This window comes from Maribacter sp. 1_2014MBL_MicDiv (genome assembly GCF_001865655.1).
Taxonomy (GTDB): domain Bacteria; phylum Bacteroidota; class Bacteroidia; order Flavobacteriales; family Flavobacteriaceae; genus Maribacter; species Maribacter dokdonensis.
The window spans coordinates 405,328-421,339 of record NZ_CP011318.1; the positions used below are offsets into that span (position 1 = coordinate 405,328).

The 16,012-nt window shown below is 38.7% G+C and carries 12 protein-coding genes; 3 read left to right on the forward strand and 9 right to left on the reverse strand.

The genetic code is table 11. The annotated features are described in order from the left end of the window. Position 1: 1 nt before the first annotated feature. The 4 genes from YQ22_RS01780 to YQ22_RS01795 are packed head-to-tail and all read right to left on the reverse strand — an operon-like array spanning position 2 to position 3,853. On the reverse strand, positions 2-1,120 hold the full coding sequence (locus tag YQ22_RS01780) for a Zn-dependent alcohol dehydrogenase (protein WP_071339842.1): 1,119 nt from the start codon (positions 1,118-1,120) through the stop codon (positions 2-4). Then, positions 1,110-2,378, reverse strand: coding sequence for an NAD(P)/FAD-dependent oxidoreductase (locus YQ22_RS01785; protein WP_071339843.1), 1,269 nt, complete (start codon positions 2,376-2,378; stop codon positions 1,110-1,112). The genes YQ22_RS01780 and YQ22_RS01785 overlap by 11 nt, the downstream gene beginning before the upstream one ends. A 7-nt stretch (positions 2,379-2,385) precedes the next feature. Beyond that, the gene (locus tag YQ22_RS01790; RefSeq protein WP_071339844.1) at positions 2,386-2,694 is read right to left on the reverse strand and encodes a 2Fe-2S iron-sulfur cluster-binding protein; all 309 of its coding nucleotides are present in this window, start codon (positions 2,692-2,694) and stop codon (positions 2,386-2,388) included. Position 2,695: 1 nt separating this feature from the next. Then, positions 2,696-3,853, reverse strand: a complete 1,158-nt coding sequence (locus YQ22_RS01795) for a cytochrome P450 (protein ID WP_071339845.1) — start codon at positions 3,851-3,853, stop codon at positions 2,696-2,698. Between the two features lie 198 nt (positions 3,854-4,051). Between YQ22_RS01795 and YQ22_RS01800 the strand changes: the two genes are divergently transcribed. Continuing rightward, positions 4,052-4,897 (forward strand): AraC family transcriptional regulator, encoded by an 846-nt coding sequence (locus tag YQ22_RS01800; RefSeq protein WP_071339846.1) that lies wholly within the window; start codon positions 4,052-4,054, stop codon positions 4,895-4,897. Between the two features lie 2 nt (positions 4,898-4,899). Here YQ22_RS01800 and YQ22_RS01805 read toward each other — a convergent pair whose 3' ends face one another. The 5 genes from YQ22_RS01805 to YQ22_RS01825 form a co-directional block, all read right to left on the reverse strand. Then, positions 4,900-6,297: a c-type cytochrome domain-containing protein gene (locus YQ22_RS01805; protein WP_083414165.1), complete on the reverse strand. Its 1,398-nt coding sequence runs from the start codon at positions 6,295-6,297 to the stop codon at positions 4,900-4,902. An 8-nt stretch (positions 6,298-6,305) separates the two neighbouring features. Continuing rightward, positions 6,306-7,436: a 6-bladed beta-propeller gene (locus YQ22_RS01810; RefSeq protein ID WP_071339848.1), complete on the reverse strand. Its 1,131-nt coding sequence runs from the start codon at positions 7,434-7,436 to the stop codon at positions 6,306-6,308. A gap of 10 nt (positions 7,437-7,446) precedes the next feature. Next, complete coding sequence (locus tag YQ22_RS01815) at positions 7,447-8,949, reverse strand: DUF1501 domain-containing protein (protein ID WP_071339849.1); 1,503 nt, start codon at positions 8,947-8,949, stop codon at positions 7,447-7,449. An 11-nt stretch (positions 8,950-8,960) separates the two neighbouring features. Continuing rightward, positions 8,961-12,209 carry a DUF1553 domain-containing protein gene (locus YQ22_RS01820; RefSeq protein WP_071339850.1) on the reverse strand — a complete coding sequence of 1,083 codons (3,249 nt, stop codon included), beginning with the start codon at positions 12,207-12,209 and terminating at the stop codon, positions 8,961-8,963. Between the two features lie 106 nt (positions 12,210-12,315). Beyond that, entirely contained in the window at positions 12,316-13,653 is a 1,338-nt protein-coding gene (locus YQ22_RS01825; RefSeq protein WP_083414167.1) for a Gfo/Idh/MocA family protein, read from the reverse strand. Between the two features lie 92 nt (positions 13,654-13,745). Between YQ22_RS01825 and YQ22_RS01830 the strand changes: the two genes are divergently transcribed. Further along, positions 13,746-14,618, forward strand: a complete 873-nt coding sequence (locus tag YQ22_RS01830) for a helix-turn-helix domain-containing protein (protein ID WP_071339851.1) — start codon at positions 13,746-13,748, stop codon at positions 14,616-14,618. A 135-nt stretch (positions 14,619-14,753) separates the two neighbouring features. Next, a complete protein-coding gene (locus YQ22_RS01835) occupies positions 14,754-16,007 on the forward strand; it encodes a glycoside hydrolase family 117 protein (protein WP_071339852.1) in 1,254 nt (417 codons plus the stop codon). Positions 16,008-16,012: the final 5 nt, after the last annotated feature.

Below are 16,012 nucleotides of genomic sequence, written 5' to 3' on the forward strand. Positions count from 1 at the left end.
CTTATTTAAAAACGATGACACCTTTTGCATTTTTCCCGCTTAACATATCATTAAAGGCTTCGTCAAGTTGGTGCAATTCATATTCTTTGGTTATCATCTCATCTAACAGTAAATCTCCTTTTTTATACAAACCCATTATTTTTGGAAAATCTATTTGTGGCCTACATTTTCCATAAAGCGGATTTATATAAATTTTGTCCCATTCGAACAAGCGCATATCTATGGTTATTTCTTCTTCAATTCCACTAACCTGAACAGCCGTTCCCGCATTGCACACCATAGCCAAAGGAGCTGCACCTAATGCAGGTATGGCGGTACATTCAAAAGCATAGTCCGCCATTTTATTTCCTAGAAGGTTTTTTACTTGGGATGCCGCATTCAGTAATCCCACATCCTCTTTTTGAGCTAAAATAACATCCGTTGCCCCAAAGGTTTTGGCCATTTCCAACTTAGTGGGGTTAATGTCTATCGCAATAATCCTATTGGCTCCTGAAATTTTACAGGCGTTGATCACATTTAAGCCAACACCTCCACAACCCAAAATTACAGCTGTGCTACCTGCATCTAATTTTGCGGCGTTTACTACGGAGCCGTAACCCGTCATAACCCCACAACTAACTATGGCGGCAGCTGAGAAATTCAATGATGTCTCTTTTACCTTCACCAAAGCTGATGCTTTCACCAGTACATATTCGCTCAAAGAGCCTAAATTAAAGGAACGTTCTATTGCCCTGCCCCGCCATTTTGTACTTTCTAACGTTGCATGCCCAGGGGTATGCCCGTTACCACCTGCTACTACAGGAGAGTTGTTATCACATATATGCTGATTGCCTTCTTGGCATTGAAAACAGTGCATACACGGTGTTGCCCAATTTAAAATAACTTGGTCCCCCGCTTCAAATTCTAAATTACCATTTCCCACTTTTTCAACTACACCCGCGCCTTCATGGCCCATAACTATGGGTTTGCCCCAAGTAAGGGAATCGTAGTCCGTATGACATAGTCCGGCAGCCTTCATTTTTACCAAAACCTCATCGCTCTTAGGTTCATCAATTGTAATGGTATCTATTATAAATTTTCCATCACCAGTGGCAACAGCTGCTTGTACTTTAATGGGCATTTGTTTCGGTTTTTATAAAATTATTCGGCTTAAACGGAATTGTATTATCTGCAATTTTCAATGGATCCACAAGTATCTTGTTCTGGATAAATTTACCCCCAAGAACAAAAGCTTTCCCATTATTTACGGTATCTACCGCAATAAGTGCATCATTTTTAAAATACCAAATTGAAAAGCAATCTTTCTTATCTGCTTCGGTACGTATTACCATACGTGTAAATCCTTTTGATAAGCCAACCATTTGCAATTTAACATGATATTGATCTGACCAAAACCACGGTATAGTATTATAATTTTGTGTATTGCCAACTATATTAGAAGCTACAATTTTTGCTTGATCTACGGCATTTTGCACACTTTCCAATCGCATCCATTCTTTATAGGTAGGATGATAAAATTGTGCTACATCACCAATGGCATATACATCTTCTACCGTAGTTTGCAAATTCTCATCTACCTCAATACCATTATTAATTTCTGCCCCAATTTCTTCCGCCACAAATGTATTTGGCTTTACACCAGTACCAACAATCAAAACATCGGCAGTAAAAACATTACCGTTATTACATTGTATTTCTATAGCAGCATCTGTTTCTTTTATTTTAATGGCAGAGGTACCTGTGTGAATTTTCACCCCATTTGCCGTATGTAATTCTTGAAAATAATCGGCTAATGCTATAGGGGCTACACGTGCCAAAATACGTTCTTCACGTTCTAGAACGGTAATATTTCCGCCCAATTTCCTCAATGATGCAGCTGTTTCCAATCCAATATAACCACCACCAATAATTACCACTTCTTTATTGGTACTTGTTTTAAAATCTTGCTGTATCTGTATGGCATCTTTCGCACTGCGTAACACACTTACTTTTCTACAGGACTCTATACCTTCAATAGGTGGTACAATCGCAGAAGCCCCTGTAGCGATTACAAGCTTATCATATCTTATAGTTTCACCATTGCTCAAAATAACGGACTTCTGTTTTTTAATTACCTTGGTTACCTTAAGACCTAATTGTAAAGTGATTTCTTCTTCTTGGTATCGCTCTAGTGCAAACAACGGTTTAAAATTCGTTGCCCCTTCCTCTTCTATTGATAGATATTCTTTTGATAAAGGCGGTCTATGGTAGGGCAAATGCGCATCGGCATCTATTAAATAAATATTGCCTTGCCAACCTTGCTTTCTATGTTCCATAGCGCAATTAGCTCCCGCATGGCTTGCCCCGATAATTACGCAATTTAAATTTGTAGTATCCACAATTGATCTAATTTGCCACGCTTACTGTAATACCGTCAACGGCTGCGGAAATAGGAATTTGACAGCATAGTCTACTATACTCCGTTACATGATCATCAAACTCCAACATATCTGATTCTATCTCTGTTGGTGCATCTAATTTTTGATAGAATTCTGGTGCAACATGCACATGGCAGGTGGCACAAGAACAGACGCCACCGCAGTCCCCATCTATACCGGCTACCTTATGCTTAACCGCCAACTCCATTAAACTACCACTATTGGCTTCTAGTTGTATTTCTTCTCCTGCTTTAGTGATGTACGTTATTTTTGCCATATTATTTTGTGTTTAATCTAATAGTTAATTTATCAAAACCCACTTTTCGTTTATGAGCTCCCCAATCTTCAATATTTTCTACAGCATCAATAATTTCAATAGTACTTACCTTTTCAGTCAATACTCGTAAAAACACCTTCATTAATTGTCTTGCATGTGTTGCCCCTAAACATTTATGGGCTCCAAAACCGAAAGCTACATGCGGATTCATTTTTCTATCCAAAACAATTTTATTTGCGTTTTCGAAAATACTTTCATCCCTATTGGCAGATGCCCAACATAATGATACCCGGGTATCTTCTTTTGCAATATGCCCGCTAATTTCCTGCTCCTCTTTTACCACCCTGCCCATGTGGGTCAATGGTGAAAAGTAGCGCACAAATTCCTCTATTGCCGTATTTACTAACGCAGGGTTATCGTTTAATTTCTCAATTGCATCTGGGTGTTCGGCTAAATAGGAAATGGTATTGGTCAAATAATTAATAACGGTATCCCTACCTCCTGCAAAAGTTAAAATAAGTACCCCTTTTACTTCCTCTTTGGTCATTTTACGACCTTGATATTCCGAGTTCAGTAAAACGGAATACAAACTATCATCTGGAGCTGCTATAGCTTTGTCTATTTCGGCATCAATATAATCGTATAAAATAGATGCCTTATCCGCATCTAAATCAGAATCTTCACTTCTAAACACATGCGTTCCCCAAGAAATCCAAGTTTCAGCTTCACTTAAAGAAATATTCAACAACAAGGTCAATGCTTTTGATTGTATGGGTAAAGACAATTCTGAAATGGCTTCTATAGCTCCTTTTTGCAATACACGATCAATCTCTGCCTCAACAATCCTTGTTAGTTTAAATTCATAATCGATATCTAATGGGCGTTTGAACCAATCTTCTACCAAGGCGCGATATTCTGTATGCTCAGGCGGATCTACTTCAAAGGGAATTTGTCTAGCATCCCTAATATTTACCTCTGATGGAACCACTATTCTACCGGGTTTTGCCGCTGAACTAAAGTCTTTTGCATTATGCGCCGTTTTCCTCACATCCTTAAAACGAAGTAACATAGTTACAGGATCATCTTGATCATTAAAAGGGCAGGTTCCTTTAGACACTCTAGTGTCTTTAAAGGCATCAGAAAAAATGCTTGCGCTCATTTACATCTCTAGTTTTGATTATTTATAAATCACAAAGACCAAATAGTATTGATTCTATACATTTAAGCTGGTCTTACTACAAAAATCATCATTATTAAAATTTTATTTATAATCTATATTTGCAATTAATTAATCTATATTGTCTTATTAATTTAAAATAATTAAAATATACTGATTGAATAGTACATAAATTTAAATATGAAACCACAATTAGAGGCTATATCATTTTCTGAGAACAGCAACATTTTGGCTTACCGATTTGTGGATAGCCATTTTGATGCTCCCTGGCATGTGCACCCTCAATGCGAATTAACCTTTATTGAAAAAAGCAAGGGCACTAAATTTATTGGGGATTATGTAAGTGGCTATGAACCGGGAGAATTAGTACTTTTAAATTCCAACCTACCACATTGTTGGAAAAACGAGAATAATGCGGATGAAGAAAGTATTTCTATCGTAATTCAATGGAACAAAGAGATATTTACCTCAATACCCGAATTAGCAGAATTACATGATATGATGCAACAAGCAAGTAGAGGTATTCTATTTCAAGCAGCAACTACCACATCTATATTATCAGATCTTAAGTCTCTTCCTCAACTAAAAAGTGCAGAACAATATTTGGTCTTATTATCCATTTTACTGAAACTCTCCAAGGCAGAATTCTTTTTGTTATCCAATGCAAAATTTACCAAAGAACTTCCTTCGGAACATAATAATAGAATGGCTATTATTCACGATTTTGTTGCTACAAACTATCACGACCCTATTAGTTTACACCAAGTTTCAAATATGGTCAACCTATCTCAACAAGCATTTTCCCGATTTTTTAAAAAAATGATGGGGCGTTCATTCTTTGTTTACCTTAATGAATATAGAATAAATTTAGCCGCTAAAATGCTGATTGACACAGACATGACCGTTGCAGATATTGCCTATAAATGTGGTTTTGAAACCCTGCCTTTCTTTTTTAAGAAATTTAAAACTCAATATGATACTACTCCTAACCTTTACAGAAAGCAACATGCAACCAAAGCACCTTAAAATTATACGCCAGAAACAACCTCTAAATTAGAATTCTTGGAAAATTGCTCAATTTCATCTGCACTTATCTGTGTTTGCCAGATGTAAACCTTTTTTAGGTTCGCCATTTCACTTAGCATAGGTAACAAATTGTTGGTCACATTAGTCTTATATACATTTATCGATTCAAGGTTTTTTAAAGTTGTAAGCGGTTGTAAGGAAGTATCTGTAATTGTCGTATTGTCCAACACTAATTTTCTAAGATTGGTAAAACTTGCAATCTGAACAAGAATGGCATCAGAAAGTTCATTCCCGCCAAAATCTGCCCACAGTATTTGGTCTTTCAGAGGAACTAACAATTTAAAATTTTCTTCCCACTTGTTGATATTCTCCGCATTGATCTGTCCATCCTCTAGAGTTACCTCTACCAAACCGGAACCATCTATAAGCTCTTTCACCTTAAAACCTTGTTCGGTAATGGAATGCACAACTTCCATATTCAAAGGGTTTGCTGTTGGCAATACTTCCGAAGAACCTTGACCAACGCCCGCGGCTGCGAAACCTAAAGTCGATGCTGCATATGCCAATACATCTTCAGGCACTTCTGTTGCATCTAAAGTCGCTACTTCATTTGCTTGACCTTGTTCAATCCAAAATTTGATCAAGGCACTTTCTTGTTCCGTTAGTGGTGTTTTACCTTCGGGCGGCATTACATCATCATGATGTTCTGGCAGGGTAATTCTTCGTATCAACTCTGAGCCTTCAACATCGCCCGCCGTGAAGATGGCACCGCCATCACCACCTAAAGTCATGGCTTCAAAAGTATGCATTGCTAAACCGCCTTTCTTTTTAGATTCATTATGGCAGCTTACGCATTTTGCCTCAAATACCGGTTTTACTAAATAAGGATAAACAGTTGCATCTTCTAACTTTGCCAATTGGGGCAAAGGCTCCTCCTTTTCTCTAAATGGCGCATATTTCACCAAATAATCTTCCCCATGGGTTAAATTTCCGCCATAGTGCCCTGTTACGCTTAATAATATAACCATTACTGTTAATAAGGCCAGATTCGGTTTTGCCTTTTGTAAAAATGCAATATTAAGCTTACCCGACTTTACCGCCCAGGCAAAAAATGCAATTACCGTAGTACCGATACCGAACCAAAAATGTCCGTTCAGCATATCTTCATCATAACCGCCACTTTGGGATAGCATATACCCTAAAATACAGGCTACGGCACCAGAAATAGCCCCAAATAAAAGTGCCAATGGTACAGCTGCGTTTAGGTGCTTAATTTTGGTATAGTTATCCGCAAGTTCCAATACCAAGGCGAACATTAAAAACCCAATAGGTAAATGCACCACCAAAGGATGAAACCTTCCTAGAAACAAAACAAAATCTGAAGCTTCTTGCATACTCATTATCGATATTAAACACGCTCTAATTTATAGGGAGCGGAATGGTTGGCGTTCCATTGACAGATGTATAAATTCTTATCTTCATCAACACAGACATCATGACCGTGTAATATTGGTCTTTCTTCCAATTGATAGCTTTTTTGCAACACCCCTTTTTTATATTCCGGTTCAGTACCTCCAGGATTGGATACTACCTTATCTCCTTCCATTATGGTCACAAACCCGGTATGGTCTTTCCAGTTGGTCTTACCTACTTTTGGTTGCGACCAACAAACACCCGCATACAATTTATCGTCATCAAAAACTGCCCTGCAGACCTGCATGTTAGGCATTTCTATCGTTTTCACATATACACCATCTAAGGTGTAGTATTTAAAACACTCTTGTGACCTTGAAGTTACTACTACCATAGGGTTGTCTTTTTCCCTATAGTCTATAGCTACCCCGTGGGCACTTACCAGTTTGTAATTGGGATCCGGATTCTCCATTCCGCCCCAATGGCGAATATATCTTCCATTACTATCGTACTGAATTATTCTACTTTCACCATAGCCATCGGCTACATAAATATCGCCATTGGGACCAATGGCGGTTTCCGTTGGGCAAAAAGACTCGTTGGGTTTATACACGCCAATAGTCATAGGGTGACCAATATCAAACAACACTCTACCATCTATGGTAGTTTTGGCTACACGGCCATTATGTTTTACCATTTGGTTGCCTTTGCCTAAAGCCCAACCAGAATCGGTAATGTAAAGCATATCTTCCCCTCCTTCGTCATGCAAGGTCAACCCGTGACCTCCTTGGTAGGCGGTGCCCCAATAATCCAGTAATTTACCAGATTTATCAAAAATCAAGATGTTGTTCTGGGGATGGTCTCCTACCATAATTAACCTTCCTTTGCTATCCATCACCATTTCATGGCAGTTCAACAAAGGAATTCTGGTAGCGCTAATCTGTGCCCAATTTTTAGTGAGTTTATACTTGTAATCACCATGGCCCAAAATGGTTTCCGTTTCATTCAATAAACGATCTGAATTCTTTTTAGAACTAATAATCGTAGCGCCAAATGCCATAGATGTAGTTGCCATGGCTGTGCTAGCCAACCCAGTAGTTTTAATAAAATTTCGTCTTGTGGACATAATTGGTTTGCTAGGTTAAAATATCTTTGACCACATGGCCATGTACATCCGTTAATCTAAATCGTCTACCTTGATGTTTAAAGGTCAAGCGTTCATGATCAACACCGAACAAGTGCAATAAGGTAGCATGAAAATCGTGCACATGTACCGGATTTTCGGTTACGTTGTAACTAAAATCATCGGTCTGTCCGTAAGTCATTCCCGGTTTTACGCCTGCTCCCGCCATCCACATGGTAAATGCTTTTGGATGGTGGTCCCTACCATAATTCTCTTTGGTCAATTGCCCTTGTGAGTACACCGTTCTACCAAATTCGCCGCCCCAAACCACTAAGGTATCTTCTAACATACCCCGTTGCTTTAAATCTTTGATCAAAGCAGCTGTGGCTTGATCGGTTTGTTTTGCCTTGAACTTAACCCCACCCGGACAACCAATATGTTGATCCCAACCTTGGTGGTACAATTGCACAAATTTTACGCCTTTTTCCAATAGCTTACGCGCCATTAGGCAGTTGGCCGCATATGTACCCGGGTCTTTACTGTCCTTACCATACATTTCAAAAATATGCTCTGGCTCATCTTTTGTATCGGTAACTTCGGGAATAGAAGTTTGCATACGAAAAGCCATTTCGTATTGAGCCATACGAGATTGTATTTCTTTATCGCCATAAGCATCATGTTGAATAGCGTTTAATTTCCCTAGATAATCCAACATTTTTTTGCGATCGTTGCCGTCATAATTATCAGGATTATTCAAGTATAATACCGGGTCTTTACCAGAACGAAATTGCACCCCTTGATGCTCTGTGGGCAAGAAACCATTGCCCCACAAACCGGCTTTTAAAGGTTGTCCTGTACCATTTTTACTTATTAATGTAATGAAGGTCGGTAAATTTTCATTATCAGATCCCAAACCATAACTCAACCACGAACCTATTGAAGGCCTACCTGGCAATTGATGACCCGTTTGCATAAAAGTTACGGCCGGGGTATGATTTATTTGGTCTGTTTGCATAGATTTTACAAAACATAGATCGTCGACTATCTCAGCAGTATGCGGCATTAGTTCACTTACCCAAGCACGTGATTCGCCATATTGTTCAAAATTAAAAATAGACGGTGCCACAGGTAAGGTAGATTGGCTACCACTCATACCTGTAAGTCGTTGACCGCCTATAATGGATTCTGGCAAATCTTTACCGAACATATCTACAAGCCCAGGTTTATAATCGAACAAATCTAATTGCGATGGACCACCACTTTGAAACAAGTATATAATTCGTTTTGCTTTGGGCAAATGATGGGGCAGGCCAAGCTTGTTCTGCGTGAAATTGTTTAATGATTCTCCTTGATTGCCAATTGCCCCCCATGCCTTATCTGCACTGAGCAAACTGCCCAATGCCATAGCACCGATACCTAAAGAAGTTTTCTTTAAAAAATGCCTACGGTCCAATTGTTTTTCAATCTCTTGAAAATCCCTATTATTTGAACGTAATGTATCATGATGGTCGCACATAATATTCTTTTTTATCGTTTAGTAATAAATGCATCAGAATTGATAATCGTTGATGCCACAACGGCATTGGCCGCTACCAGAGCTATATCATCCGTAGGCGCTATAGCATACTCACCAATGCTTATCCAACCTTGTGCTTTTGCCTTGTTGTTCTTAAACTTTTCAAATTCTGTATGCTGTAATTCCGTTAATATGGTCAACTCTTCTTTCTTAATAGTTCTGCCGGTAAGTTTTTTATACGTTTTGGCTATGCCCTGCGTAATGCTGTCATATTCCATCATCTTTTTACCGAGTACTCTGGCCGCCTCAACAAACGTTGGGTCGTTCAGCAACACCAACGCTTGTAATGGAGTGTTGGTTTCTTGTCTTCTTGTGGTGCATAGATCACGAGACGGAACATCAAAAGTTGAAATCGTGGGGTGTGGTACCGCCCGTTTCCAAATGGTGTATATACTTCTTCTATACAATTCTTCTCCTTGTCCCTGTGCATATTCATCTCCGGTGACACGCCATAATCCGGGTGGTTGATATGGGTACACGCTCTCACCGCCAATTTTTTCGTTCAATAAACCAGAAGCGTAAAGTGCATTATCCCTGAGCATTTCACCGGATAATCTTTTGGAAGGTCCTCTGGCCAACAATCTGTTTTCACCATCTAGCTCCAGTAACTCTCTAGAGGCAATACTGTTCTGTTGGTACGTGTTGGACATTACCATAAGTTTATGCAAGGCCTTTACGTCCCATCCAGATTCCATGAACTCAATGGCCAGCCAATCCAATAATTTAGGATGCGATGGTAATTCACCCTGATTTCCAAAATCTTCGGCAGTTTTTACAATTCCGGTTCCAAAAAGATGCTGCCAATACCGGTTTACCGTAACCCTGGCCGTCAATGGATTATCCTTATCGGTAATCCATTTGGCCAAACCAATTCTATTTTTTTCGAACTTATCAGAAAATGGAAATATCGCTTCTGGTGTATTTGGAAAAACAGAATCGGTAGGTTGGTCATACTGCCCACGAGCCAAAAGGTACGCCTGCCTTTTTTGTTTGCTCTCTTTCATTACCATTATCTGTTTTACATTATCCATACTATCGGCAAGTACCAAACGGTCCTTTTCTAAAGCTTCTATAGCTTTCTTATATGACCTAGAATTTACCGAAATGTAATATTCCTTTAATTCAGATTTTTCATCTGCCGTTAAATTGGCATAAGACTTCTCTTTTAAAGTCGATAATTGCTCTTTATTGGAAATCTGCAAAACTTCTACAGGTGTCAATTCTTTTTCAAAAACCATAACGTTATCTACAACGGTACCACCTATGCCTTTTCCTCGCCATACTGCACCTATACGCAAGCCTGGTTCAATGATAGGGCTGTTTTCATATAATTGCAATCCATGAAAGATGATGTCTTTGTATAGGTTATCATACAAGGTTTTGGTTTGCAGTTTTTTCCCGTCCATATAAATGGAAACTCCATCTGCTTTACTTGTTCCATTATAAGTAAGGGTCAATTGCACCCATTTTTCCTTCGGAATTTCTTCTACAGATTCTACAACCAATGCATTATCCGGCCAAACATGTGCCAATAAAGCTTCTAACTTATTATCCTTTATCTTCAGGTGATATCCTCTAAAACTATGCAGTTCTGGACTATTCATTTTGTGGAAAATAACACCGGTTTCTAGGTCTTTGGGCACAAACACCTCTATTCCAATAGAAAAGGATTCCGCTCTTTGGTAAATACCTATTTTATCTAAATCCAACCAAGTATCACCATCCATTAGCAACCCCTTGCCCCTACTACCTTCTTTGAAAACCGGTTTTTCATTATCAACAAATTCTTGGCGCATACGAATGTTGTTCTTACCATTACCACCAATTGTATTCAATAATTTCCCTTGATCAAAATCCATTGCGACTACTAAATCACCAGGTTTTTCAATATTTGAAATGTTCTTATATTTTTCCTGTTTTAGCCATTCTTCTGCTTTTTCTGCTTCGGTCTGAACAGTTTTAACCACTTTTTCTTCTTTTTCATTAACCATAGTCTCTAAATATGCCAGCACCTTTTCTTGATCTTCCGTAGGAATCATCATAGCAGGAACGGGCGTAGCATTATCCCAAGAAATGAGGCCTGTTTCATCAACATTGTTAAAGAAGCTGAACATTTCAAAATAGTTCTTTTGAGAAATAGGATCGTATTTATGATCATGACATTTGGCACATTCCATGGTCAAACCCAAAAAACCCTGACTGGCAACATGTGAGCGGTCGGCAACATACTCTACCCTAAATTCTTCATCAATGATACCACCCTCCATGTTTTGCGGATGTAAACGATTAAAGGTGGTCGCCAGTTTCTGTTCACGTGTTGCATTTGGCAACATATCGCCTGCTAGCTGCCATAGTATAAACTGATCATATGGCATATTTTCATTGAATGACTTGATCACCCAATCTCGCCAAGGCGACGTATCCCTATACCTATCTACACTATACCCATGTGTATCTGCATATCGTGCCAGATCCATCCAATCTAACGTGCGTTGCTCTCCATATTTTTCTGAAGCCAACATACGGTCTACCTGTTTTTCAAAGGCGTTGGGCGACTCATCGTTTACAAACTCTTCTATTTGCTCTAGAGTTGGCTGTAAGCCCGTTAAATCTATGGACGCACGCCTTAGCAAGGTTTCCTTATCCGCCTTTTCCGATAATTTTAAATCTAAAGGCTCTAGTTGGGCCAAAACAAAATTATCTATAGGATTGGCTACCAAATCTTCATTTATAATTTTAGGCACCTTATGCTTTTCCGGTTTTATAAATGCCCAATGATCTTTATACTCGGCACCATCTTCTATCCATTTTACCAACATCGCTTTTTCCTTGTTGGTAAGGGATAAGTGCGAATCTGGAGAAGGCATGATCAGGTTGGGATCAGTAGTGATAATTCTATGAAACATTTCACTCTTTTCCAACTTACCGGGTACAATGGCAAAATTTCCGGGATTCTCAGACAATTCCGAATATGCTGCCTCAGCGGAATGCAATTGTAATCCACCTTTTATATTACCGGCATCCGGTCCGTGACATAGGTAACATTTATCTGAAAGAATAGGTTTTACATGCTGATTAAAATCTAATGTTTTCGGTAGTGCCTCATATTCAAGCGCTACTTCCTCTGGCAACTCTGGTCCGCCACAAGAGACTACCAACCCCACTATTGGTATGAGAAAAAATCGTTTTAACATTCGCATTTACATATGTTGTTTTCCGTTAAGTCAAATCTATAAGAACAGTTACTTTTGCACCATGCCCAAAAAAGGCTAATAATTGTACATTTCCGACATGTAAGAATTCATCTTAGAATTTTCGTTCTTTTCTTGACCTTAATTTATTCGCTTCGGAATCTTTGTGAAATTTTTCTTTTTCAGGATTCCACACTAACGGTCTATTTAATTTATAAGCAATGTTGGATAAGTGACAAATACTGGCACTTCTATGTCCTGTTTCTACATTGCAAATTGGTGTTCCTCCATTTTTGATAGCAGTTAACCAATTGGCGTAATGATTATCAGAATGAATCAACTGTATGTTCATTGCAGCATAATCCGTATCTACCAATTTTGCTGGCGTGGTTTCAAAATACCCTCTACTAATATCCATTTGACCTTCACTACCAAAGAAGCGAACACCCCAACCCCTGCCAAAATCTTTGTGCTCTACCTCAACGCCATTTGCATAATACATTTTTAAACCTCTTACCGCAGTAGGGTCCGTAGGCGGCACAAATTCTACAGGTCCAGATTCATCCATCCCCAAAGCCCATTGAACAATATCGAACATATGCGCGCCCCAATCCGAAAGTATACCTCCACCTGTTTCTTCGAACAAACGCCAGTCTGGCCAAAAATCAACATCATTACTTGATGGTGCCAACCTATGATTGTATTTCAACAGAGGTGCAGGACCGCACCAATGGTTCCAATCTATTTCATTTGGCATAGCTTCCTCCATTAAATCATAAGCCTTTGCAGGGTCTCCTACATTTACCTCAACTCGCTTAATTTCACCTAAATGACCATTTCTAACCAATTCACAGGCTTTTCTAAAATTATCCCAGGAACGCTGCATGCTGCCTACTTGTAACACCCGACCAGATTGTTCTACGGCTTTCACCATTTCCCTTCCCTCCTTTATATTATGAGAGAGCGGTTTTTCACAATAGACATCCTTATCCGCCTTTAAACTATCCATTACATGTTTAGCATGCCAATGGTCTGGCGAGGCAATTACTACTGCATCAATTGCTGAATTTTCAAGTAATTCAGCATAGTCGATATAAGAGGTCAGGGTATTTTTTCTGTTAGAATTGTTTATCTCCAACTGATTTTGAGCTACGTGATTTTTAAACCAATTGTTTTTGGTAGTCCAAACATCTGAACAAGCTATAATTTCGGCATCGTTCTTTATAAAGTTCTTTGCCAGCCCCCTAGATTGTTTTCCCAATCCTATAAAACCAAGGTTAATTTTATCACTGGGAGCAGTAAATCCTTTTCCCAACACATGTCTTGGTACAATTGTAACCGCCCCGGCGGCCAAAGCTGTTTTTGTAATAAAACTTCTTCTTGAAACTTGAAAAGTATTTTTGTTCAATTCCGACTTTTTTACCACCTTAGAGTGTTTATTATCTTTTTTCATCAGTACGTTGAATTAGTTGTGACTAAAGTTAATTCACTTGTTCTGATGACACCTGTACATATATTCTTTTAAGTGCAACAAATGTTTTATTTATGCTTCAACTACTACAATCCCTTAAAATAAGCTTACTGCATACCGGCTATGCCAAACTTGACACGGCATGGAACTTTGATAATGTAATAAGTCCGTTTACACGATTGTGCTACGTTACCAAGGGGTCTGCAACCCTCTATCACAACAACAGAACCTACACTTTAAAAGAAGGTCATATGTACCTTATACCCAGCTATGTATATAATACGTACAAGTGCGAAAATTATCATGAGCAGTTTTACATCAGTTTCTTTGAAGAAATAAGACCCGGGCTTTCTATATACAATTTACGGTCTTTTAGATATGAAGTTCCCCTAAAAGAAGGGGATCATTTATTCTTTGAACGCCTAACACAGATGTACCCAAAAAGAAAAATTGTAAACAGTGACCCAAAAGCTTACTCACATAAACCGCAAAAACTTTTGCAATTTAACAAGGACAATGCCCAAATGAACACCCAACGTTATTTAGAGACCCAAGGTATACTGACCGTTTTACTTTCTCGTTTTATTGAAAATGAACCTGCAACCAATGCCAATGTTTCCACTGGTAGATTAAATGATGTCCTTGTTTATATTGCCGAACATTTAAACCAAAGCCTAGAAGTACAGGATTTGGCAAAAAAGTACCATATGAGTACAGATCATTTTTCAAGGTTGTTTTTACAACAGTTTAATATGAGACCCTTAAAATACATCCAGACCAAAAGAATTGAACGTGCTCAATTACTGTTATGGACCACCAACCATTCCTTAGAAGAAATAGCCCATAAAATAGGCATGGAAAACTTCTCTTACTTCTCCAGAACCTTTAAAAAAATTACCGGCACTACCCCAGGGAAATATCGAAAAAACCAAGCTATAACTCCCTAACAATGTTGTTTTAAACATTCAATAATCATTTGTGGTAGTGTTTTGAACACTTGTTGCACTAATGCCTTCTATACTTAATTTAAACGGGTTGTATTTGCATTATCTTGAAAACATAATCAAACACACTATTTAATTATGGCTTTTAAGCGCGTTACTTTACTACTTTGTTCTGGCTTTTTAGGTTGTTCTTTGAATGCCCAAAAAGCTTTTCCGTTTCATCTACCTAAGGAGAAACCTGACCAGCCGCTAAGCTTGGCAATGCAACGTAACTATGATCAATATTTAGCTCCACGCCCAGAAGATAACGAGCTATATTCCCAATTTAAATACACCGAATTAAAAGGGTTGGATTATAGCAATGGCGATGGCACAATATCAAGAAGAGATCCATCAAAAGTTATATTTCATAACGGTAAATATTATGTTTGGTATACTTATAGACATACCAGTACACCTCCACAAGGTGCGGCCAAAAGTAATGACACCATACCTTCTAGCGATTGGGACCTTGCCGAAATTTGGTATGCCACAAGCGAAGATGGCATTACTTGGAAAGAACAAGGTGTAGCCATAGAAAGACCGGAAAAACCTAACGTAGGATGGCGATCTGTTTCAACTACAGATATTTTAGTTTATAAAGGAAAGTACTATTTATATTATCAAGGTTTTATGGAAGCCAGTGGCAAAAGAGGTGATGATTGCCCTGTTGCCGTGTCATATGCCGATTCACCTGACGGGCCTTGGACAGCCCACAACAAAATCGTAATACCCAATGGTGGTAAAGGAGAATGGGACCAATTTTCCATTCACGACCCATACCCACTTGTTTACAACGATAAAATTTATCTGTATTATAAGTCTGATTTTGATGGCGACCCTAGATTAGTACGTATGCAGGGGTTAGCTACAGCCGATAACCCACTTGGTCCTTTTACAAAAAGCCCATTGAATCCGGTTTTGAATTCAGGTCACGAAACCACTTTATTTCCTTTTAAAGAAGGTATTGCCGCTTTAGTCATCAAAGACGGTAACGAACATTTTACCGTACAATATGCTCCCGACGGTATAAATTTCTCGATTGCCGCTATTACCAATTCATTAATGCCAATTGCCGGCGGACCGTATGTACCGGATGCATTTACCAATACAGATTATGGCAAGGGTATCACTTGGGGAATATCGCATGCCATAACCGCAGGTACCAAAGGCAAACAACATTCTATTTTAATGCGATTTGATTGTGACCTTAGCCTAGATGTGGATGATCAAGAAATGAAAACACATTCAAATATTTGGCATTACAAACCAAGCGATTATTATGAATACGGATTAAGCAAAAAGCAACAAGAACGTATTGAGGCCCAAAACAAAGCCCTTAAAGAAAAATAAATTTT